Source organism: Gordoniibacillus kamchatkensis, assembly GCF_000829455.1.
GTDB classification, from domain to species: domain Bacteria; phylum Bacillota; class Bacilli; order Paenibacillales; family NBRC-103111; genus Gordoniibacillus; species Gordoniibacillus kamchatkensis.
The window spans coordinates 63,696-86,785 of record NZ_JXAK01000021.1 but is presented as its reverse complement, the minus strand read 5'-3'; the positions used below and the strand labels follow the sequence as shown (position 1 = coordinate 86,785).

Here is a 23,090-nt window from a genome sequence, read left to right as displayed (position 1 = left end):
GTTCAGGTCTTTTTTCTTGCGGGACTTCGAGGCCAACGCAGCAAGACGTCCTTAAGTCTTTGGGCGATAATCGGAGCCACCGGTGTAAGATAAGGTGTTCCGAATGGAGCCAGATTAATCAGATGAATCAAAATCGCAATCATCCCGATTGCCAAGCCGTATAGGCCAAATACTCCGGAAAGTATCAAAAGAGGGAATCTAATCATCCGAAGCGGGAAACCGAATCGATAACGCGGAATGATAAACGATGAGATTCCGGCGGCCGAAACGACGATGACAATAGGGGCGGAAATAATCCCGGCACGGACTGCCGCCTCCCCAAGAACCAATGCCCCGACCACACTGACGAGCGGACCGATCTGTTTGGGCAAGCGGATTCCCGCTTCACGCAAACCTTCAATCATAAACTCCATCATAAAGACTTCAATCACAGTCGGAAACGGCGCCTTTTCCCGCAGCGTAGCAATACTCAACATTAGTTTGGCGGAACCATCTCGGGATGAAAATTGGTTAAAGCAACATATATGGAAGGGAACAATACCGAAAACAAAGCCAAAACATAACGAACCCACCGATTCAAGGATACGAAAATAAATCGTTCGTAATAATCGTCGGGCGCTTGCAATCCTGACCAAAACGTCATTGGAACGACCAACGCAAACGGGGTTCCATTGGTCAAAATAGCCGCTCTTCCTTCAAGCAACCCGGCGGCAACCACGTCCGGTCGCTCGGTATTCAGCATTTGCGGAAAAGGAGAATAACGGGAAGTTTCAATGGATTCCTCGATATAGCCCGATTCAAGAATACCGTCAAGCTGGATTTGTTCGACACTTTTGCGAACCTCGTTCAAAACGGACTCGGATACGATCCCATCAATATAAGTTACGACTACATCGGTCTTCGTCAGTTTCCCGATTTTAAAAGTTTCCATTTTCAGCTTTGGTGTTGCAAATATTCTGCGCAGCATGGTGATATTCGTCTGCAATTTTTCCGTAAAGCTTTCTCTGGGACCTCGAATGGTCGGTTCGTTTCCTGATTCTTCTATGCTTCGTGTTTCGAACTTTTCGGCTTTGGCAAGTAATGCGACGGTCTCTCCATTTGCAAAAAAGGCGACGCTCCCCTTTAAAACCTGCTCGGCGATATCTTCAAAATTAGAAAGCTTTTTCGTTTGCAAAATGGAAAAGAGCTCCTGCTCGCACATCTGTGCTAAACTATCAATTGCTCCGAGACCTTGAGGAAGCCCACTGTACATCAAAGGCTTTAGAACGTTTGAGGTGATGAGATTCGCATCAATCATACCTTCAGCATAGACAAGAAGTAATTTGGTCTGTCCGTGAATTGTCATTTCACGAAAAATAATGTCCGAACAAAGATGAAATACATGTTTTAAGATTTTTTCATTCTCCATGATGTCACTGCTTATATTCTGGCTTACATTTTCACTTGATAGTTTAGGAGCGGTATTAAGTTTTAACCCCCGCTTTCCAAATAGGTCCATTTCTTTCCTCTGCCTTCGGACTTCAGTTTTGAGTATTATACCCAAATTGTGATTGCCATACTCCCAGAAAATGAAAGTGATTCGCCTTTCCATTGAAGATGCCGGCTGCGTTACTCGGGTCCTCTGACATCTCGCCAATGGTTGGACCGGAGCGGCAAATGCGAATTATATGATAAAATGAGCTTATTACTAGCCGGAAGGAAGCGTTATCATGGATGAAGCACAGCAGAAACAGATTCGGAATGTAGGCATTTTCGCCCATGTTGATGCTGGGAAAACGACGACGACCGAGCACATCCTATACGAAAGCGGACGCATTCGCACGCTCGGTAGCGTCGATGACGGGACAACACTGACGGATTGGTTGGACGTGGAAAGGGAGCGCGGTATCTCGGTGCGCGCCGCTGTTACCCGATTCTTCCGGAACGGCGTTCAGGTTAATCTTGTCGATACACCAGGGCACGTTGATTTCCTGTCCGAAGTGGAACGGTCGCTGCGTGTAATGGACGGGGCGGTACTGATCGTTTCCGCGGTTGAGGGCGTGCGGGCACAGACAGAATTGATTTGGCAGGCGCTGCGTGATCTCCGCATTCCGACAATCTTCTACGTCAACAAGCTCGACCGAGTCGGGGCCGATCCGATGCGCGCGATTAAAAGCATCCGCCGCCTGCTGTCCAACGGAGCAATACCGCTGCAGGCACCAATCGGGGCAGATGAGAATTTTACTGGAAGCGCGAATTTGCTTCGGGAAGATACGAGCGGTCTTCCCAGCGGGGCAGAGCTATACCTTAATCTGCTTGTCGAGACGGTGGCCGAAAGGGACGAAGAGCTGTTGGAGCGTTATATCGAGAAGGGCCATCTAACAAGGGCTGAGTTACTGCCACAGCTTGAGGACGGTATTTTCCGGTCGGAGCTGTTCCCGGTGCTATTCGGTGCCTCGAATCGGGGGATCGGCATCCCTGATCTAATGGACGCGATCTTGCGCTGGCTGCCGGGCCCGGTTGGGGACTCTGAGGCGCCGGTTGCAGGTATTGTCTTTAAGCTCGAACGTGATCCGGACATGGGCAGAGTCGCTTACGTGCGATTGTACAACGGCACGCTCCGCAATCGCGAAATCGTGCATAACGTGACGCAGGACATTCGGGAGAAGGTTACCCAAATCCGCAAAATCGATGCCCGCAAGTCAGAGGACGTTGGAATTTTGCAGGCCGGGGATCTGGCAGCGGTATTCGGTTTGAGCCGCGCGCGTATCGGCGATATCTTCGGCTCGGCTGCCGGAATACCGGGCGAGCGCAAGCTGGCCGTGCCGTTGCTGACGGTACAGGTACGCTGGCGCAGCGAGGCCGACTATCCGAAGGTGGTGGCGGCGTTTCAGGAATTGGCAGACGAAGACCCGCTGCTTGACTTGCAATGGCAGCAAGAGGATCGGGAGCTGCATTTGAAGGTGATGGGACCGATTCAGATTGAGGTGCTCGCTTCGGTGCTGAAGAGCCGATTCGGGCTCGACGTCGACTTCGATCCCCCTTCCGTCATCTATAAGGAGACTCCAACCAGGGCCGGCGAAGGATTCGTTTCGTACACTATGCCGAAGCCATGCTGGGCCATTTTGCGTTTCCGAATTGAGCCCGGGGAAAGGGGAAGCGGTCTGCAGTACAGCTCTATGGCACGGCCGGAGCGATTGCTCGAGAGCTACCAGAACGAGGTCGCGCGGCGAGTGCCCGAGGCGCTGCGTCAAGGGCTGCGCGGTTGGGAGGTCACTGATTTGAAAGTTACGCTCGTGGAAGGCGAACATCATGTGTGGCACACTCATCCGCTCGATTTCGTCGTGGCGACGCCCATGGGCATTATGAACGGTCTCGCGAACACCGGTACCACGCTGCTCGAGCCGCTTCTGCATTTTCGCCTATCCGTACCGGAGGAATTCGGTGGCAAAGTCATGAACGAGCTCGTGATCATGCGCGGCGAGTTCGATTCGCCATGGATCCGCAGCGGGAGGTTGGAAATAGAAGGTTTGCTGCCGGTCGCGACTTCGCTTGATTTTCCGGCTCGACTCGGATCGATGACGAAAGGGCGAGGCATTTTGTCTACGACGTTCGCATGCTACCGGGAATGTCCGACGGATGTAAGCGTGGACCGTAAACGCCAAGGCATCAATCCGCTCGATCAGGCCAAGTATATTTTGTCCGTACGAAACGCGCTGTGACTGTCCGTATTATATGAAAATCTGAAAAACAACACCTAACACTCAGCTATATTGTATGCTATATTTAGTGCGTAGTTGGAAAATGTCTTTACAGATAGGCGGAAAATCCGGCGATGACAGCTCCGCATAAAAAAATTGCCATGATGCCCCTGACCAAGTTCAGAAACCCTTTATATGTACAGGGTTTTTTCTTTTTGCATGCATGGATTTCATTATCTGAGAGGTAGAGGATAACATGATGAGGCGTATGAGTATCAGGCTTAGAATTATGGTCGTCATGATGATGATCGCCATGCTGCCTGCAATTACACTGACCTGGGTCGCTGCGTATAATACCCGAGCCTCCGTGCAAAAAGAAATGATTTACGCCAATAATTCGCGGATGATGTGGGTCGACCAATACTTGAGTGAGCTGATCCAACAAACGGAGACATTGTTCTATTCCTTGCAAATCAACGACCAGCTCATGACCAGTATTGCCAATATGGATAGCGCGGATCTGAGCATTCAGTATCAATCTCAACAATACATTAAGGATACCTTGTTGAAGGCTTTCTATGCGAATTCCCGTAAGGTGGACAACCTGAATTTCTATAGTCACCAAAGCCAGCGGGCATTCAGCGTTGATTATGCAAATAGCGGCATGACCTATTCGCTTTCCATTCGTTCGGGTCCATGGAGCAGAATGCTGAACGGCCCGATCAATTTATTTTTTAAGCAATCGGGAGACGGTATTTATGCGTTTCATGGCATCAACAGTTTCGAGGACAAGCAACTGATAGGTGGATTTTCTTTGCGTATCAATAAGCAAGTATGGAAAGAGGTCGCCGATATTTTAAAATCGGAGCCGGAGAGCGCGGTATTTCTCATTAATGATACCGGAGAGCTGCTGTCGGGTTCTACCTCGACCGGCGAAAATCCGGAGCTTCAAGATCAGCTGGCTCATTTGCGGCTGTCCGGTTCGGAATTGGAATTCAAGCAAACCCCGCACTTTTTTTATTTTATGAAACGGGTAGCCGACGGCCAGCTGACCGTGGTAAAGGCGGTTCCGGTGGAAACGGTGAATAAAAGCGCAAGCCCCACTATAGAGGCGGGCATCGTAACGGGCGGATCTTTTGCCATCGTGTCCTTGCTCCTTTCGATCATCGTTTCGCTAAGGATAAGCCGTCCGATCGTGAGGCTGGCCAAAACAATGCGAACGACGCGGCTCGATCATTTCGAGATGAAAACGGTGCAAAGCAGCGACGAAATCGGACTGCTGGAAAACGGTTATAATTCGATGATGCAGCGAATCAAGGAGCTGATCGAGGTGGAATTCCGCCATGAAATCGAATTGAAAAATGCGCAGCTGATGGCGCTGCAGGCGCAGATCAACCCCCATTTTCTCAACAACACCCTGCATCTGATAGGAGGTATGGCTCTGGTGAAGCAAGTTCCGGACATTTATCGGATCGTGCAGGTAGTCGGAGATTTGCTGCGGTACTCGATCGGGGCTGCCGGAGAAGTGGTGAAAATGGAAGATGAACTTATGCACACCAGGAACTATATCTTTATACAAGAACAGCGCTTTGCCGGCCGCTGCACCATTAACATTACTGCAGACGAGAGAGTTTTAAACACTGTGCTTCCCAAATTTTCGCTTCAGCCGATTGTGGAAAATGCGTTTGAACATGGCTTGCAGCCGAAAATGGGCAACTGGAGTCTCGAGATCAGGCTGATTCGGGTAAGAAACCGGATCCTTGCGATGATAAGAGATAATGGGATCGGCATGGATGGGGAAGGGGTTAGGCGGCTTAGGACTAAGCTTCAGAGCGGTCAGAAGGCGGGTGCCGGAATCACGCGTGAAGCATCGCCTAAACACTCGGGTATCGGATTGCAGAACGTCCATGCCCGTATCCGGCTGCATTTCGGCGGAACTTTTGGAATTCGCGTGTTCAGCAAAGAACGGGAAGGTACATTAATCGTTTTGGTGCTTCCTGTAACAGATCTGGAGGTGGGCAGCCATGTATAAGGTTATTATCATCGACGATGAGCCATGGTCACGGGAAGTGGTCAAATCGCTCGTGGCGTGGGATACTATGCAATTGACCGTCGCTGCAGAGGTCGAAAGCGGAACGGAGGGACTGCAGAGAATGGAAGAGATTCAACCCCATATTGTCATAACCGACATGAGAATGCCCGGATTGGACGGGGTTGAACTGCTGCAGCAAATGCAAGCGCGGTTCCCTTCGATGAAGCTTATCGTCATGAGCGGTTATAACGATTTTGTGTATTTGCGGCAGGCTATCCGGTCCAGGGCAGTGGAATATTTGCTGAAGCCTATCAACCCGGATGATTTGAATGCCGCGCTTGCTAGGAGTATCCAAGAACTGGATCAACTTCAAACTCCTTGGAATACGACGCATGTATTTACGGACAAAACGGTCCTGGATCGGTATTTGACATACAGACGCCAGGTTTCTGAGCAGCTTCATGATCTCGACGGCGCTTCCGTCCTTGGGTCCTTCGGCAAGCTGGAACAATTTTTACGCGACAAACTGCCGTCCGTTCATGACGGAGCGATTGTCACTCAAATTGCCCACGAATTTATTGTGATCCTGGAAGCTTTTATGGCGGATAACGATATAGCATTGAAACACCTTTGGGGGGATTCCGGGGACAACGAACGGTCAACAACGCTCGTTTGGAATTCCGTAACGGAGGTTTTCGAATATTTGGGCCGATATTATACAAATATCATTGAAGCCGTCGAAGAAATGCGCAAAAATAGGAACCGGCTCAAGGTTTCCGATGTCCAGTCCTATATCGACCGTCATTTTCAAGACGCGATTTCACTGGAAACGGTTGCCCAGCGATTTTTCATAAGCAAAGAGCATTTAAGCCGGGTTTTCAAAGCAGACACCGGAGAAAACTTGTCGGATTATATCCTCCGTAAAAGGATGGAAAAAGCCCGTGAACTGATCGCGGAAGGCCGTCAGGAAATCAAGCATATTGCCTTAATGACAGGGTATCCGGATCTGGCCTATTTCTATAAGGTATTTAAAAAATATTACGGGTTGACGCCAGGGGAGCTTCGAAAGGGCGGGGGACCTTTTTCACATCAATAAATTACAAACGTGAAAGCTAATATCTTCGAAAGATTATAGGCGGCGCTTTCCCTATACTGAAGTTGCAATGAAACTATCACCTAATGGGGGATCGAACAAGATGAAGAAAGCGCTTAAGTTAACTTTGGGACTCACGTTGTTGGGGGCGGCACTCGCCGGGTGCGGGTCCAATTCAAGCACCTCGGCCTCGACAAGCGGCAGCGGCCCAAAGGCTTCCGACACGACGGCAAAAACAGAGGCGCCGGCGCCGGCAGCGGCCAAGAAAGTCGAATTAAAGGTATTCATGGGTGTTCCCAGATTTAAGGACCAGTTTGATAAGTATTTCGAGCAGTTTAAAGCGAAGGAAAAGGCGGAAAAGAACATCGACGTCAGTATCCAGCTCGAGATGCCCAACCCCGAACAAGCACTCCAGTTGTTGAAAACCCGACTGGCTTCCAACGACGCTCCGGATTTGTTTCAGGTTCATGCCGTAGCCGACATCCCGAGCTTCTATAAAGCGGGTTATCTAAGCGATCTGTCGGATCAGCCGTTTGTCGGCAGCCTGTTCGATAACGTGAAGAAAACGGTCACTTACGACGGAAAGGTAGTGGCATTGCCGCTTGAAAGCCTGGAGTGGGGCTATTTATATAACAAGAAATTGTTCAGCGATGCGGGTATCTCCGCGCCTCCGCTGACCTTGGATGAAATGAAAGCGGATATTGACAAGCTGAAAGCGAAGAAGATTACTCCTTTCGAACTTTCCTTCCAGGAGTCGTGGATTCCTCAGCTCATGACGGCATTATCGCTTGGCGGTTTAGTGACCTCGGAACATCCGGATTGGATCCAAAAGATGAATGCCGGGCAAGCCTCGTATAAAGACGTGGAGGGTATTTTCAATATCATTGATTTGATTATGCAGAACGGAACGGACAAACCGTTCGAGGTTGGCAGCGCTCAAGGCTCTACGGATTTCGCCAATGGAAAAGCGGCGATGTGGGTGCAAGGTCCTTGGCAGGCGGAGGCCATCCTGAAAGCCAATCCGAACATACAATTCGGTGTTGCGCCATTGCCTGTCAGCAATGATCCTAAAGGAGCCATGATCAATCTGTCTACCTCCACGTCACTCGCCGTATCTCCGACCACCAAGAATAAAGATGTGGCGCTTGATTTGCTGAACTACATTCTGGATCCAAAAGATTCCTCCGCCCTGTTCGAGCAGTTGAAATTTAATCCCGTATCGAAGGTTCACACCTACAAGTCGTATCCATGGATTGATGAAGCCATGACTTACGTGTCGCAAGGAAAGGCTTACCAGGATCTACCGGTACCTCAAGCCGTAACGGATGAGCAGGCCAAAATGCTGCAAAGCTACTATGCAAAATCGATTACCAAGGATGGTTTTATCAAAGATCTTGATAAAACATGGGCTAACGCCGTTAAAGCAGAAGGCAAATAAACTGTCATTCGGTTGACCGGGAGCGATATTGCTATGGCTAGTAAAACAAGACGATGGAAGCAAACGGTTACCCTACTGGCCTTCGTATTTCCTGCGCTGTTATTCTATGCCGTATTTCTGCTTGCTTCGGCATTTGGGGGCATTTGGTATAGCTTTACGGATTGGAACGGGCTGAATCCCATCTATAAATGGGTGGGATTCGGCAATTACATCGAAGCGCTGACGGGTGATCCGGTTTTCCTCAATTCGGTCGGGTTTACGTTGAAGTATGTGGTGTGCATTGTGGTGTTTCAAAACCTCATTGCTCTTGGACTTGCGATTCTGATTGAATCCCGGGGGCGCGGAAAAGCGTGGTTCCGTACGATATTTTTCATGCCGAACATGATGAGTATGATTATCGGCGGGTTTATGTGGCTCTTTATCTTTACCAAAGTGCTGCCATATATCGCGGAGCATACGCTGCTTCATGCCTTGGACCAATCCTGGATCGGCGATCCCCGGTTTTCGTTTATCGCCATTATGATCGTTTCGCTTTGGGGCGGGGCAGGCTATTTGATGGTCATTTATTTGGCAGCTTTGCAAGGCGTACCGCAATCCTTAAAGGAAGCGGCCGCCATCGACGGAGCCGGCTCCTTCCAGACGCTTCGCAACATCACGTTGCCCATGATTTATCCGGCGATCACGATCGGACTGTTTGTCACACTGAATTCCTCGTTTAAGGCGTTTGATGTCATCTATGCGCTGACAGGCGGAGGCCCGGGAAGAGCGACCCAGGTTCTTGCCTTAAATATTTACGAGGAAGCCTTCAAAATGAGCAACCGTTTCGGCTATGCGAGCGCCAAGGCGATGATCCTCTTCCTGTTCGTGTTCCTGGTTACACTTATTCAGTTATGGGTCATGAAGAAAAGGGAGGTAGAGGTATGAGCGATTCCGGAAGCTATGGTCGCCGCATGGGCTCCGCCTTGATCCTGTTAATCCTTTTAGTCGGGGCCGTCTTTACCTTGTTCCCCGTTTATATGGGGGTATTGAATTCGTTTAAAACACAAGGCGCTATGATGAACGACATGATGGCTTTTCCTTCCCAGCTGGAATTTAAAAATTACGCGGACGCCATTCACAAAACGAGCTTTTCACGCAGTCTTTGGAATACGGTCGTCGTAACCGCAGTCGGTTTGTTCGGCATTATCTTATTTGCGGCCATGGCCGGCTACAAGCTGTCCCGCACTCCGGGTAAATTAAGCGGATTCTTGTTTGGCCTGTTTGTGATGTCCATGTTGATTCCTTTTCATTCGATTATGATCACCTTGACGAGGATCGCCAAGGAGCTGGCCGTTCAAGGGTCCAGAGTCGGATTGGGCATGATTTATATCGGGATTGGCGTATCGATGGCGATTTTCCTGTATCACGGATTCGTGAAATCGGTTCCGCGCGAGCTCGACGAAGCCGCTGTCATCGATGGCTGTGGGGAGTTTCGGTTGTTTGCCGTCGTTATTTTTCCGCTGCTCCTGCCGATAACGGCGACGATCGCGATTTTAAACACGCTCTGGATGTGGAATGATTTTTTGCTGCCGCTCCTGATGTTGACCGATTTTAAAACGTATACGCTCCTTTTGTCCACCAATATGCTGTTCGGCGAATACGGGAACAATGATTGGTCGGCCATCTTGTCTTCTTTAATCTTGGCCATGCTGCCTATGATTGTGCTGTATCTGATTCTTCAAAAATATATTTTAAACGGTATCGCGGAAGGTGCGATTAAAGGATGACCACTCACGAGGTAACGGGCTTTTTGAAAACGTCGGGAACGAAGCTGATCAATGGAGACGGGCAAGAGATCTTGCTGCGCGGAGTCGGCTTCGGCTCCTGGCTTTTGCCGGAAGGGTACATGTGGCGGTTTCCGAAGGAGGGGGACCGCCCCCGCCGGATCGAGCGCATGGTGGAAGAGTTGATTGGAGAGGAGAAGGCGCTTCGGTTTTGGAACCAGTACTATGATCGGTACGTTGGGGAAGCGGATGTCCGTCAAATCGCGGCTGAAGGCTTCAATTCGGTCCGGGTTCCGATCAACGCCAGATTTTTGCTGGAGGAGGATGAACCTGTTCGCTTCAGGCCGGAACGCCTGCGGTTCATCGATAGAGTCATAGGGTGGTGCAGGACCTACCGGTTGTATGTGATTCTGGATTTACACGGTGCGCCCGGAGGCCAAACGGGTACGAATATTGACGATTCGGAGCGTGACTTGCCTGAATTATTTACGGATGAACGCAATCGGAATCGCACTGTAGAACTCTGGCGGATGCTGGCTGAGCGTTACAAGGATGAATGGATCGTAGCGGGATACGATTTGCTGAATGAGCCGCTGCCGAATTGGTTTTCCCAATATAACAGCCTGGTAATGCCGCTGTACCGGGACATCGTGAAGGCGATCCGCGAAGCGGACGACCGCCATATGATCATCTTGGAAGGCGTACACTGGGCAACGGATTGGTCTATATTCGATGAGAAGCCGGATGACAATTGCATGCTCCAGTTCCATAAATATTGGAACAATCCGGACACCGAAAGCATCCGCGTTTATCTGGACAAGAGAGAAGCGTGGAAAGTACCGATTTTCATGGGCGAAGGCGGTGAAAACAACAAGGATTGGTATGCCGGCGCATTTCGTTTGTTTGAAGATCACGGCATCTCGTGGAATTTCTGGACGTGGAAGAAGATGGACACCGACAACTCGCCGTGTTCGGTCAAAAAACCGGCGGAATGGCAGCGCTTGGTTGACTATTTGGAAGGCGGATCCAAGCCGGATGAAGCAGAAGCGGAGCGTATCTTGTGGGAATACCTGAATCATCTTCCTTTCGACCGATGCGACTATCATCCGGAGGTGGTTCGCAGCCTGTTTCGCAGACCGACCATCCGCATCCCTGCCATTTATTACGGTTATGAAGGTGAAGGCGTCAGCTTTGGGATCAATAGGCTTACGGAGAGGAACATCGGCTTTCGGATCAACGACGGAATGGAGCTTCACTTTATAGAAGGGGAGCGATCCGTCCCCAATTTCCAGCATACCGCCGGCGAACCGTTGCGGGGGGACGAGCAACTATGTATCCAATTAAATTCCGGAGAATGGGCGGCTTATAAATTCCGAATAGATTCCGTTGAAAAATTGCCTTTCTTCATAATTGACATGCGATTGCTCGCCATAAACGGAAGCGGTACAATTGCCGTCATTGTCGACGACACAACGGTTGACTTGATCGAGATAAGAGGGTTATTTTGGGAAACCTATCGTTTGGATAAAAAGCTTCGGCTCGATCCTGGTTTGCACCAAATTGTTTTAAAATGCGGGAACAATCAAATCCTGGTGGAATGGCTTGAAGTCAAGACACAAGAGGTATGAAGCATCGACACAGAAAAAGATGGCAGCATGATTCATTTATGCTGTCTCTTACGAACTTAGATGAAAACGCTTCCACACATGAGGAGCTTTTCATAAAAATATTTCCGAGGAGGAGGAAAATGATGAAGAAGAAAAGAGTTTGGTCATTTGCATTAGCCGCTGCTCTCATTCTGGAATCGCTGCTCGCGATCCCCCAAACTCAGGTTGCTCATGCTGCCGCTATTGGGGCGAGCGACTTCCTGAAAGCGGACGGAAAGTTTCTGAAAAACAGCTCGGGTACCGGCAGCATTGTCACCCTGCGCGGCACCAATCTCGGTGGGTGGTTGTCGCAGGAAAACTGGATGTCGCCCTTGGGCGAGTTCGCCTTGGACCGAACCGGCTGGACCGCCACCGCATCCGTCAGCAGCTCGACGGCCGGCAATGCTCTCGACGGTGACGGTACGACGCGCTGGACTACCGGAGCGGCGCAGACTAACGGCCAGTGGTTTGAAGTGAACATGGGGGCCAAGCAAACGTTTGACCGGATTTATATCGACGCAGCTTCCAGCACGAGCGATTTTCCGGCGGGTTATCAGGTTCTCGTTTCGAACGACGGTACGAACTGGACGGACGTCGGAAGCGGGGCCGGTAACAGTGCGAATTCGGTAGTCCGGTTTGCGCCACAGGTCGCGCAGTACATCAAGGTTGTGCAGACCGGCAGTTCCGCCGGTTGGTGGTCGATTGCCGAGTTCAACGTGTTCTCGGATCCTGTACTCGATCGTACAGGCTGGACCGCAACCGCATCCTCCACAGACACGTACGGGGATGTCCCGGCAAACGCGCTTGACGGAAACCAGAACACAAGGTGGAGCAGCGGCGTCGCCCAAGCATCCGGCCAATGGTTCCAGGTCGATATGGGAAAATCGCAGTCGATCAGCAGCATTCTGATGGATGCGGGTCCGACGTCGACGGGTGATTATCCGCGCGGTTACCAGCTGCAGGTATCGAACGACAATGTAAACTGGACGACGGCCTCAAGCGGCGATTTCGGCAATTCGCGAACGATCCGCTTCGACTTCCAGGGCCAGACTGTCCGCTACTTTAAAATTGTGCAAACCGGCACTTCAACCAACTGGTGGTCCATCAGCGAGCTTGTCGTTTTCTCCGGCGGTTCTTTTAACCGGAATGGCTGGGTCACCAGCGCCTCTTCGGCGGCTTCGGGAACGGCGGCCGGCAATGTGCTGGACGGCGACGCAAGCACGAGATGGAGCACCGGCGCCGCGCAAACGGGCGGGGAATGGTTCCAGGTAGATATGGGCTCGAATCAAACCTTCAACCAGATCGTGCTGGACTCCGGATCCGGCTCCACAGGCGACTACCCCAGAGGTTATACCGTTCAAGTTTCGAATGACGGCACCTCTTGGACACAGATTGCGAGCGGGCAGGGCACGAACGAGCAGCTTCCGATCAATTTCACAGCCGTCAGCGCCCGGTTCATTAAAATTACACAGACGGGAACCTCGGGCAACTGGTGGTCGATCGGCGAATTTAACGTATACTTGAACAACGATGATTATTCGATGTACGAAATGCTGGAGAAACGCTTCGGCACTTCGACGGCCGACAGCTTGCTGGGCGGTTTCCAGAATAGTTGGATTACGGCAAGCGATCTGGACAACATCAAAAATATGGGCATGAACTTCATTCGCGTGCCGATCAGCTGGCATGAATTGCTTAATGATGACGGAACCTGGAAGGCGAATCCATGGACGCAGCTCGACTCGATCGTCAGCGCGGCCTCGTCCCGAGGCATCTATGCGCTGCTCGATCTGCACACCGTGCCCGGCGGGGATTGTCCGTGGGGAAGCTGCGGCCGGCAAGGGCCGAATCCGAATGCGTTCTGGACGAACACATCGTATCAGGATATGGCGAACACGATCTGGCAAGGGATCGCCACCCATTACAAAGGTAATCCGGCGGTGGCGGGCTACGATTTGATCAACGAGCCCATCTTGAGCTATAACGAGGGTTCTACCGAGATCACAACCAAAAGCGATCTTTACAACCGGCTCTACAATACCGTTCGCGAGATCGACCCGGATCATGCCATTTTTATCGAGGCGTTCTTCGGCTTCGACAAGATCGCAGCACCTTCCACGTATGGCTGGACTAACGTGGTTTACGAAATCCATCCCTATGCCATGGACAATCCGAAGGATTGGGATTCGCAAAACAATCTGGTGACGAACAATCTGAATACGTTGGCCCAATATCAGCAGCAATGGAACGTTCCGGTGTATGCAGGGGAGTACTGTTTGTATTTCTTCGACGACGTGTGGTCCCGCTGGATGTCAGGCTTGAATGCCATTCATGCGGCATGGAGCAACTGGACGTATAAGGTAACAGGCACGGGAGACGGTGCAAACTGGGGCTTTTATAACAACGATGCCAACCCGGTTCCGGTGCTCAACAGCGACATTTCTTCCACCATCTCGTCCAAATGGAGCTTGTTCGATACTGGCCATTTCCAGGCCAATACCGACCTGATCAACACGGTCAGCAACTTTACGGGCGGCCAGACCTGGATCGCGACGACGCCGCTTGACGAAACCGGCTGGACTGCAACCGCGTCGTCAACGGGATCGGGCGATTCGCCGGCGAACGCCTTGGACTGGAATTCGAACACCAGGTGGAGTTCGGGAGCCGTTCAATCGAACGGACAATGGTTCCAGGTCAATATGGGGACTAAGAAGGTCTTTGATCAAATTTCCATCGAAACGAAATCCGGTGATACTTGGGATTACCCGCGCGGGTATCAGGTGCGGGTATCGAGTGACGGAACCAACTGGTCGACGGTAGCCAGCGGCAACGGGTTCGGGCATAAAATGGTGGTCCCGTTTGCACCGCAATATGCCCAATATATCAAGATCATTCAAACCGGCGCCAGTCCTTCGAATTGGTGGTCGATCGCCGAGTTCCACGCCTATTCGGAGATTGCGCTTGATCGGACGGGCTGGGGCGCCTCGGCTTCGAACACAGATACATTGGGCGATGTTCCCGGAAACGCTATCGACGGCAATACCGGCACGCGCTGGAGCACCGGCACCGCACAGGCGAACGGACAGTGGTACCAGTTGGACATGGGCCGAAATCAAACCTTTAACCGGGTACTGCTGGATGCAGGGTCCTCGGTCTCGGATTACCCACGCGGGTATCAGGTTCAAGTATCGACCGACGGCACGAATTGGACGACGGTGGCGAACGGTTCGGGGACTGGAGCGTCGGTTCTCGTGCAATTTCCGGTACAGGTTGCCCGCTATTTGAAAATCGTGCAAACCGGAAGCTCCACCAGCTGGTGGTCGATCGCCGAGCTGAATGTATACGGGGAAGCAGAGCAAAGCCGGAGCGCGTGGACCGCCTCCGCATCGTCGACCGAATCGGGCGGCTCGCCGGCCAACGCTTTGGACAATAATTCCGGCACGAGATGGAGCAGCGGCGCAGCCCAAACGAATGGGCAGTGGTACGAGGTCAATGTGGGCTCGGTCCAATGGTTCAATCATATCGTGATGGATTCCGGAACCAGCACGGGCGATTATGCAAGAGGATACATGGTGCAGGTATCGAACGACAATGTGAACTGGACGACGGTCGCCGTCGGCGAAGGAACCGGACCAATCGTTACGGTGAACTTCCCGATCACGCAGGCGCAGTACATCAAAGTAACCGAAACGAAGAGCTCCACCAGCTGGTGGTCGATTGCAGAATTCAGAGCATATCAATAATACCAACTTTTTACGGATACGGAGAATGTAGATAGAGTAGCTAAACCGCCGGAGACGATTCGTTTCCGGCGGTCAGTTGCTAGAGGGGGGCCGGCTTTGAAATTCTGAATTATTGAGGAGGTAATCGTATGAGGACGAATTTTTTTCGTTTGGCTAAAAGCAAAGTCATTGTATTGTTTTTGACCGCAGCACTGCTTCTTGTTCAGATGCCGTTATTCTCAGCAACGAGCCATGCCGCAACCGGCAAGCCGATTCCGGGAAAAATCGAAGCCGAGAACTGGGATTCGATGTTCGGGGTTCAGACGGAAGCCACTACGGATGTCGGCGGCGGACTGGATGTAGGCTGGATCGATGCCGGGGATTGGATGAATTATACGGTCAACGTCGCCTCCTCCGGCTCCTATACGGTAGCTTTCCGCGTCGCTTCGCCAAATAGCGGAGAACAGGTTCAATTAAAAGATGGTATCGGCAACGTCCTTGCCACAGCCAACATCCCGCAAACCGGCGGTTGGCAAAATTGGGCAACGGTCAGCGTTACAGCCAACCTAAGTGCAGGTACGCAAACCTTGCAGGTCTACGTGTAACTACGGGGTTCAATGTCAACTGGATCAGCTTTTCTCCAACACCTGCCTTGCAAAACGACAAATGGTTCGCTGCCGCACCGTATGTGGAAGTGTTAAGCAGTCCGCCTGATCCCGGTTCCTACATGAGTTCAACCGGTATCAAAGGGTTAACGTTAGCCTTTATTTTAGCCCCAAATGGCGGCGGTTGTACGCCGGAGTGGGATGGCTCAGATGCCGTAGCCACCGATACGACGGCGGCCAATTACATAAACAGTGTTCGTGCGAGCGGCGGCGATGCTGTCGTCTCCTTCGGTGGAGCGGCCGGCACTAAGCTCGGCCAAACCTGCGCCAGCGCTGCGGACACGGCCAATGCCGAACAACAGGTGATTAACAAGTACAGTTTGAAAGCGATCGAATGGGATGCTGAAGGCACCGACGAAACGGATGCTGCGACCGTCAGCAAAGAACTCGGCGCCTTGCAGATTTTGCAGCAAAACAATCCCAGCCTGAACATCTCCATCACCTTGCCCTCCACACCTAGCGGTTTGGATTCGAACGGTCTGAACGTTGTTCAAACCGCGGTGAACATCGGGTTCACGCCAAATTCGTGGAATATCATGCCGTTCGACTTCGGTACTATCGGTACGCAGATGGGTACGGCCGCCATGAATGCATCCGATTCTCTCCACACCCAGTTAAAAGGCAAGTATTCCTGGCTATCCGACACTCAGGTCTATCATATGACCGGTCTATCTTTGATGAACGGCAGAGATGATTCCGGGGAATTCACTTACCTATCCGACTTCAACAACATTCGAAACTATGAATCCTCGAAAGGCATGGCCCGCATGACATACTGGGATGGCCAGCGGGACTATCAATGCAGCCCGATCGATCCCGGCTATACCAGCAGTACCTGCAGCGGTGTCGCACAGAATCAGTGGGATTTCACCAAATCCATCGCTAAGTTTCTCAATAGCCCCCAAGGCAACTCCAGCCTGAAAGCTATGGCAAACGGGGATTACGTAAGTGCGGGTAATTACGGCAATAATCCTCTGATCGCAAACCGTACTACAGTGGGGACTTGGGAGACCTTCAAGATCTATTCTAATGCCGACGGCACCGTGTCCTTCCTTTCGATGATCAACAATAAGTTTGTCACCGCCGACTTGAATCAGAGTACCAAGCTGATTGCGGAAGCGGACGTGATGAATACCTGGGAGAAGTTCAAGCAGATCGATAACGGAGACGGTACGGTCTCTTTCCAATCGGTAGCGAACAACGATTATGTTTCCACCGATTTGAATTTCAGCGGCGTGCTGTACGCCAACAGAATCTCGATTGCCGGATGGGAAAAATTCGTTATCTCTTCCGCTCCTTGATGGATCAAACAATAAAAGCAGTACGAATTAAGAGGTCAGTAATTGAATGCTGTCCTCTCTTTTTTTTGATTCTTATAACTTACATCGGTTCTTGTTCACATTGTCAAAAAGTTCGACAACACCGGCGAGGACATGGAGGACTTGATCTCGATCGGTACGATCGGACTGATCAAGGCGATCGAGTCGTTCAGTCCGGATAAGGGCACCAAGCTCGCCACGTTCGCGGCACGCTGTATTGAGAACGAGATCTTGATGCACCTACGCTCGCTCAAAAAAACGCGCAAAGACGTGTCGCTGCACGACCCGATCGGAACCGATAAGAAAGGGAATGAAATAACGTTAATCGACATCCTCGGCTCGGAAGCCGACGATGTCGTGGATAAGGTGCAGCTCAAGATCGAACGGTCGAAGATCTATAAGAACCTCGACATCCTCGACGAGCGGGAGCGGGAAGTGGTGGTGGGCCGCTTCGGGCTCGAGGCCGGCGGCGAGGAGCGGACGCAGCGGGAGATCGCGAGGGAATTGGGCATCAGCCGAAGTTACGTGTCGCGTATTGAGAAGCGGGCGCTGATGAAGCTGTATCATGAGTTTTATAAGTCGAAGCGGTAAATAGTATCCCAAATGTGGAAGTTATGGGGATTAACATTTATTCGACTAACGGGGAGCGCTAGTGGCTCCCCGGTTTAGTTTGTTGGATGACGTATATGAATCGTTATGAGATGACCATGAACATTTATAATGAGGGAACGAATGTTCTTAATGAGGGAATATAGATAGGAAACAAGCATTATCGCAAAAATCATGACCGAAGCTCTTCAAGACCAGCGCTTTGTCCGTATCAGAATGTATTATGCGTACGGCACTCTGCAGCCTGAGGGAATCATTATGAAAATTGTACAAAGTAGTATCAGAGATCAGCTATTAAACGTTCATAGAGACTGCTGCAAACCAAGCCGGAACGGAGTATCCCATTCCGGCTTAATTGTGTTTCACATCCGGCTGTTAGAGAACTGTTGACTTGCCTCATATGATAATATTATATTATTATAATCTTATATTACAAGTTAACGAAATAGGAGGCTGCGTGTATGAATCCGGATGGCCATGAGTCTATGCAGAATACTTATTTTCTCAAAGCAGCTTCTTTGGCGGAACAAACGGCTCACCATATTTTGGATGCGATTTGTGAAGGAAGGTTGCGCCAGGATCAACCGTTTCCATCCCAAGGCAAGTTATGCGAATGGCTTGGCGTTAGCAGAACCGTGATCCGGGAAGCTACGCAAATTTTGGCTTCGAAGGGTGTACTGGATGTCAAACATGGAAAGCGGATCGTGATTCGGCCTCCGTCACATGAACAAATCACCGAATCGGTTGCTTTGACGTTTCGCCGTAAAGGCGTCTCCGTTCTCGATGTGCTAGAACTGCGCAAAGCGATTGAGGTGGAAGCGGCTGCTTTGGCGGCGGAGAGAGCGGATGCAGAAGATGCAAAAAAGATGGAGCAAGCGATTGTGCACATGGAGAACCATTTGGAAGACGAAACGGGGTATGTCAATGCCGATGTCGCTTTTCATGCCGCGCTTTTCGCCGCCGCCAGACAACCTGCTTTCGAGATGGTGCTGGCATCCCTTAATGAGTATATGGTGGAAAGCCGCAAGTTGTCTTATCGCGGTATCGGGCCTACACGACTAGCGCTAGAAGCCCATAAAAACATTTTACAGGCCATTGCGAACAAAGATCGGAAAGGGGCGCGCGAAGCGATGCGGCTGCATTTGGAGGAAACCGAACGGAATTTGCGCGATTCAGGTGCCGTCAAACCGGGTGATCGTTGATGGAAGCATTCTTTTTGGGGATCGATATCGGAACTTCATCGTGCAAAGCCATTCTGTTCGATGAAAAAGGACGAGAAGCGGCTGCCGCTTCAAGCGGATACCCGATATATCGTTCCGGACCGATCGGAGCGGCGGAACAAGATCCGCATGAGATTTGGCAAGCAGTTTGCGACGCTGTTGTCCGGCTGCGGTTAAGTCCGGAACAGCGTTCGAAATTGGCCGCTTTATCCATCAGCTCGCAAATAAGCTCCCATTTTTTTGTCGATGGCGATCATAGGCCTTTGACCCGTATTGTCAGTTGGATGGACCGGCGAGCCAGTACTGAAGCTGCGGAAATGAAGAGGGCCTTTTCGCCGACGGAGCTTCGACGGCTGCTTGGCGCCACCCTGCCTGCCGGTGCTTCCTGGCCGGTTCCAAAATTGAAATGGTTCAACCGTTATCGGCCGGGGATCATAGAGCGGGCCAATTACATCGTGCAGCCGAAAGATTGGGTGCTGTGGAAAATGACGGGGCAGTGGAAAACGGACGTTTCCAGTCTGCGAGGCATCGTGCATCAGCAAACGAAAAAAGCTTGCTTGCCTTTATTGGAGTGGGCCGGCGTAAGTCCCCGCATCGTACCGCCGTCGGGGGAGCCGTGGGAAGTAGTCGGCCAGCTGCTTCCTCATGCGGCCGAGGCTCTGCGCCTTCCCGTATCTTTGCCCGTCGTACTGGGGTGGAACGATCTGAACGCCGCCGTTCTCGGTTTATTGGGATCCGAGGAAACGATAGGATTCGATATGACCGGTACGTCCGAGCATATCGGCATCGTGGTCTCCGGCAATGATGAGGCTGCAGGCGCCGAACCTGGCATTAACCGGATATTTTTTACAGGCGATAAAGATTTGGTATACGGGGTTACGTCTTCCGGAGGGTACGCTTTGCAATGGTTTGCGAGCCAAGTGTTCCGCTCTCGGGCGGATGAATCCGAATATGAAACGATCATGGAAGCCGCTGCGGCGGTCACGGCGGGATCCGAGCAATTGTTGTTCCTTCCTTACTTGCAAGGCGAGAGATCGCCATGGTGGAACCCCGATGCAAAAGGCGTCTTTTTCGGATTGTCGCCGAAACACGATCGGTCTCATATGGCTAGAGCTGTACTCGAAGGCGTCGGGTTCGCATTGAAAGCGATTTACGTTCGGCTGGGGCGGTGGCCCAGCACGATCCGGATCGCAGGCGGAGCGAGCAAAATGAAAGTTTGGAACGGGATGAAAGCGAACATTTTGGGAGTCCCGGTGCAAACGCTTGAAACGTCGGAAGCCGGTTGTTTGGGGGCAGCGATGCTTGCTGCCTACGGCACAGGCGCGTATGCTACTCTCGAGCAAGCTGCGGCAGAGATGACTCGTGTCAAGGATATCTGCGATCCGGTCGAGCCGATTCGGCGGTTTTACGAGGATCGCTACCCTTATTTTGAGGAGCTGTATCATACTTTGGAACCGCTTTTCGAGAAAACGTCCCGGCTGAAACCTTTGCAAGAGGGTGGGGTTCGTCCATGAAAGCAATCGTATTCGGGGCAGGTAAAATTGCCCGTGGCTTTATCGGCCACTTGCTTTATTTAAATCGTATTCCTTTTGTCTTTGTGGATGTCAATACTCAGCTTGTCTCTTTGTTAAAAGAACGGAAGAATTACCGCGTTTATGTTATGGGCAATCCTGAACGCAACGGTCTTATCCAAGATTTCGACGCCACCGAGCTGTCCGATGTTCATGCCGTCGCCCGCGAATGGTCTGCAGCCGATATCGCCTTTATTTCGGTAGGCGGCAAAAACCTGGCTTCTCTTGCGGAGGCGCTCGCGGAAGCTTTTGTCATTCGGTGCATGGAATACAAGGTCGACAGTCCTATCCATATGATCGTATGTGAAAATTGGAAAAAGCCGGCGGACTTGCTTCGGCAGGAAATCCGCAACCGATTGCCGGGTGTTTGTACAGAAGCGTTTGACCGGTGGGTAGGAATCGCCGAATCGGCGGTTATGCGTTCAGGCGTGGAGCCGACGGAATCGATGCTTAACGGCGATCCGCTTTGTGTGAGGGTTTCGGATTATTGGGAATTGCCGGTGGACCGCGAAGCGCTACCCGGCGAGCCTGCGCGGATTGAAGGAATCCGCTATATCGATCAATTTGCCGGCTTTCTCGAACGGAAGTTTTATACATATAACGCAGCCAACGGTACTGTATCCTACCTGGGCTATTTACGCGGCCACGAATCGTTATATGACGCAGCAATCGATCCGGAGATCGTGAAGGTGCTGGATGGAGTGTATCGGGAAACGGGGGAGGCACTTGTTCGCAAATACGGCATTTTGCCGCAGGAGCAGAAGGCGTTTGCTCTTTCTTCGCGCAAAAAGCTTCAGGACCCGGGTATCGTCGATTTTGTCGAACGCAATGCGAGGGATCCGATTCGCAAGCTGGGACCGGATGACAGGCTCGTAGGCTCCGCAAGACTCGTTCAGGAATACGGGGGGGAACCGGAGGGGGTGGCCACTGCAATAGCCGCAGCGTTGTACTACGATCACCCCCAAGACCCGAGCGCCAAACAGTTGAAGTCGCTTCGTGAAGAAAAAGGAATCGATTGGATTTTGGCGTCGGTTTGTCGCATTGCAGAAGATGAAAGGTTGGCTCTCTTAATCAAAGACAAGGTGTTCGAATTGAAACGAAAGGGGTGGATCTCTTGAACGCCGCACAGTCACACAAATTAAGCATGAAAGACAAGATCAAGGTTGCCATCGTCGGAGCAGGAAAAACAGGGAGGGGCTTTGTGGCGCGCTTCGCGAAACAGGGAAATGCCGAGCTGGCTTTTATCGACAGCTCCGAAGAGTTGGTGAAAATGATAAACGAAGATAGGGGTTATACGATTCATTTTTTCGGCGGCGGACGCGGTCCGATCCGCATAGACGGGGTCCGCGCAGCCATGGCCGGATCTGATCTTGCTATCGATTGGATGGCCGATGCGGATCTCATTTTTACGGCTGTCGGCGAGAGCAATTTGATCAACCTGGCTGTACCCCTGCTTGAAGCTATGAAGCGAAGATCGGAATTGCATAAGCGTAGGCCGGTGTATGTCGTGACATGCGAGAATGGAGTAAATCCAGGAAAGGCGCTTATGGATGCATGGACAGCAGCGGGCGGCAACCCTGAGATTTTAATTGTTGCCGAAGCGGCTATCTTTTGCTCAAGCGTGGAAATGCCCGGCACCCGGCTGGACATTCAATCGGAAAGCTACGACGAGCTGCCGTACGACAGCCATGTGCTGCCCGAAGCGTACAGGCTCCCTGGCATGGTTCCCGAACCCCGTTTTCGCGAGCTGCTGCAGCGAAAAATTTACACCTACAACTGCTTAAGTGCATGTATTGCTTATTTGGGAGCTTTAAAAGGCTATGAGATGTATGCGGATGCCGCTGCCGATCCGGATATTTGCACGGTGTTGGAACAGGTGCTCGAACCGCTTAACCGGGCGTTATCGGCGAAGATGAATTTGCCTTTGCGGAGCCAAGAGGATTTTGCCCGAAGAGCTTTGCGAAAATTCCAGGATCCGAGCATCCGAGATGATATTTCACGCAACGCAAGAGATGTGCCGAGAAAGCTCGGCCCGAAGGAACGTCTCATTGCACCGGCCAAGATCATCGAAGAAGCCGGCGGGGACTGCGCAGCACTCGCCCTTGCAGCTGCCGCCGCATTGCATTATCGCGGGCCGGATGAATCCGACTTGCATGATCTTTTGAACAAGTACGGAGTAGAGGAGGGGCTTTGTAAAATCAGCGGCTTGGCAACGAGCGATGCCTTCTTGCTTCGGGTGAGCCGATATTACCGGGCTCTTCACGAGCGGAACAGAGGAGAGGCGATTTCATTCGAAAAATTGTTGGATATTGTCGGCGATTGAAAAATAAAA

Annotated in this window: 14 protein-coding genes and 2 pseudogenes; 15 read left to right on the top strand and 1 reads right to left on the bottom strand. The window is 51.4% G+C overall.

The window, feature by feature from the left end:
* Window positions 1-2: 2 nt before the first annotated feature.
* Window positions 3-1,345, bottom strand: a pseudogene (locus tag SD70_RS34850) (spore germination protein).
* A 364-nt stretch (window positions 1,346-1,709) separates the two neighbouring features.
* Here SD70_RS34850 and SD70_RS13610 point away from each other — a divergent pair.
* The 15 genes and pseudogenes from SD70_RS13610 to SD70_RS13540 all read left to right on the top strand — a co-directional run bounded on the left by SD70_RS13610 (window position 1,710) and on the right by SD70_RS13540 (window position 23,081).
* Window positions 1,710-3,701 carry a GTP-binding protein gene (locus tag SD70_RS13610; protein ID WP_041048094.1) on the top strand — a complete coding sequence of 664 codons (1,992 nt, stop codon included), beginning with the start codon at window positions 1,710-1,712 and terminating at the stop codon, window positions 3,699-3,701.
* A gap of 268 nt (window positions 3,702-3,969) precedes the next feature.
* The gene (locus tag SD70_RS13605; protein WP_041048093.1) at window positions 3,970-5,712 is read left to right on the top strand and encodes a sensor histidine kinase; all 1,743 of its coding nucleotides are present in this window, start codon (window positions 3,970-3,972) and stop codon (window positions 5,710-5,712) included.
* Window positions 5,705-6,808, top strand: a complete 1,104-nt coding sequence (locus SD70_RS13600) for a response regulator (RefSeq protein WP_041048092.1) — start codon at window positions 5,705-5,707, stop codon at window positions 6,806-6,808. The genes SD70_RS13605 and SD70_RS13600 overlap by 8 nt, the downstream gene beginning before the upstream one ends.
* A 100-nt stretch (window positions 6,809-6,908) precedes the next feature.
* Window positions 6,909-8,243, top strand: a complete 1,335-nt coding sequence (locus SD70_RS13595) for an ABC transporter substrate-binding protein (protein ID WP_052487405.1) — start codon at window positions 6,909-6,911, stop codon at window positions 8,241-8,243.
* A 33-nt stretch (window positions 8,244-8,276) separates the two neighbouring features.
* The gene (locus tag SD70_RS13590; RefSeq protein ID WP_041048091.1) at window positions 8,277-9,167 is read left to right on the top strand and encodes a carbohydrate ABC transporter permease; all 891 of its coding nucleotides are present in this window, start codon (window positions 8,277-8,279) and stop codon (window positions 9,165-9,167) included.
* On the top strand, window positions 9,164-10,009 hold the full coding sequence (locus tag SD70_RS13585) for a carbohydrate ABC transporter permease (protein ID WP_041048090.1): 846 nt from the start codon (window positions 9,164-9,166) through the stop codon (window positions 10,007-10,009). The genes SD70_RS13590 and SD70_RS13585 overlap by 4 nt, the downstream gene beginning before the upstream one ends.
* Before the next feature lie 71 nt (window positions 10,010-10,080).
* Window positions 10,081-11,634 (top strand): glycoside hydrolase family 5 protein, encoded by a 1,554-nt coding sequence (locus SD70_RS13580; RefSeq protein WP_331436783.1) that lies wholly within the window; start codon window positions 10,081-10,083, stop codon window positions 11,632-11,634.
* Window positions 11,635-11,753: 119 nt separating this feature from the next.
* The gene (locus tag SD70_RS13575) at window positions 11,754-15,395 is read left to right on the top strand and encodes a discoidin domain-containing protein (RefSeq protein ID WP_082053334.1); all 3,642 of its coding nucleotides are present in this window, start codon (window positions 11,754-11,756) and stop codon (window positions 15,393-15,395) included.
* Between the two features lie 128 nt (window positions 15,396-15,523).
* Window positions 15,524-15,979 carry a carbohydrate-binding protein gene (locus tag SD70_RS36920; protein ID WP_041048088.1) on the top strand — a complete coding sequence of 152 codons (456 nt, stop codon included), beginning with the start codon at window positions 15,524-15,526 and terminating at the stop codon, window positions 15,977-15,979.
* The gene (locus SD70_RS38015; protein WP_231571208.1) at window positions 15,913-17,340 is read left to right on the top strand and encodes a chitinase; all 1,428 of its coding nucleotides are present in this window, start codon (window positions 15,913-15,915) and stop codon (window positions 17,338-17,340) included. Before SD70_RS36920 ends, SD70_RS38015 begins: the two co-directional genes overlap by 67 nt.
* A gap of 87 nt (window positions 17,341-17,427) precedes the next feature.
* Window positions 17,428-17,949, top strand: a pseudogene (sigK, locus tag SD70_RS13560) (RNA polymerase sporulation sigma factor SigK); the annotation flags it as partial.
* 479 nt (window positions 17,950-18,428) lie between these two features.
* Complete coding sequence (locus SD70_RS13555) at window positions 18,429-19,169, top strand: FadR/GntR family transcriptional regulator (protein ID WP_041048087.1); 741 nt, start codon at window positions 18,429-18,431, stop codon at window positions 19,167-19,169.
* A complete protein-coding gene (locus SD70_RS13550) occupies window positions 19,169-20,701 on the top strand; it encodes a xylulokinase (protein ID WP_041048086.1) in 1,533 nt (510 codons plus the stop codon). Before SD70_RS13555 ends, SD70_RS13550 begins: the two co-directional genes overlap by 1 nt.
* The gene (locus tag SD70_RS13545; protein ID WP_041048085.1) at window positions 20,698-21,876 is read left to right on the top strand and encodes a mannitol dehydrogenase family protein; all 1,179 of its coding nucleotides are present in this window, start codon (window positions 20,698-20,700) and stop codon (window positions 21,874-21,876) included. Before SD70_RS13550 ends, SD70_RS13545 begins: the two co-directional genes overlap by 4 nt.
* A 26-nt stretch (window positions 21,877-21,902) precedes the next feature.
* Window positions 21,903-23,081 (top strand): mannitol dehydrogenase family protein, encoded by a 1,179-nt coding sequence (locus SD70_RS13540; protein WP_394297968.1) that lies wholly within the window; start codon window positions 21,903-21,905, stop codon window positions 23,079-23,081.
* The last annotated feature ends 9 nt before the right edge of the window (window positions 23,082-23,090 follow it).

Bases quoted from the DNA above. Each gene is read 5' to 3' on its own strand.
- SD70_RS13610 (WP_041048094.1), top strand. From the start codon at position 1,710: ATGGATGAAGCACAGCAGAAACAGATTCGGAATGTAGGCATTTTCGCC.
- SD70_RS13605 (WP_041048093.1), top strand. From the start codon at position 3,970: ATGGTCGTCATGATGATGATCGCCATGCTGCCTGCAATTACACTGACC.
- SD70_RS13600 (WP_041048092.1), top strand. From the start codon at position 5,705: ATGTATAAGGTTATTATCATCGACGATGAGCCATGGTCACGGGAAGTG.
- SD70_RS13595 (WP_052487405.1), top strand. From the start codon at position 6,909: ATGAAGAAAGCGCTTAAGTTAACTTTGGGACTCACGTTGTTGGGGGCG.
- SD70_RS13590 (WP_041048091.1), top strand. From the start codon at position 8,277: ATGGCTAGTAAAACAAGACGATGGAAGCAAACGGTTACCCTACTGGCC.
- SD70_RS13585 (WP_041048090.1), top strand. From the start codon at position 9,164: ATGAGCGATTCCGGAAGCTATGGTCGCCGCATGGGCTCCGCCTTGATC.
- SD70_RS13575 (WP_082053334.1), top strand. From the start codon at position 11,754: ATGATGAAGAAGAAAAGAGTTTGGTCATTTGCATTAGCCGCTGCTCTC.
- SD70_RS36920 (WP_041048088.1), top strand. From the start codon at position 15,524: ATGAGGACGAATTTTTTTCGTTTGGCTAAAAGCAAAGTCATTGTATTG.
- SD70_RS13555 (WP_041048087.1), top strand. From the start codon at position 18,429: ATGAATCCGGATGGCCATGAGTCTATGCAGAATACTTATTTTCTCAAA.
- SD70_RS13550 (WP_041048086.1), top strand. From the start codon at position 19,169: ATGGAAGCATTCTTTTTGGGGATCGATATCGGAACTTCATCGTGCAAA.
- SD70_RS13545 (WP_041048085.1), top strand. From the start codon at position 20,698: ATGAAAGCAATCGTATTCGGGGCAGGTAAAATTGCCCGTGGCTTTATC.
- SD70_RS13540 (WP_394297968.1), top strand. From the start codon at position 21,903: ATGAAAGACAAGATCAAGGTTGCCATCGTCGGAGCAGGAAAAACAGGG.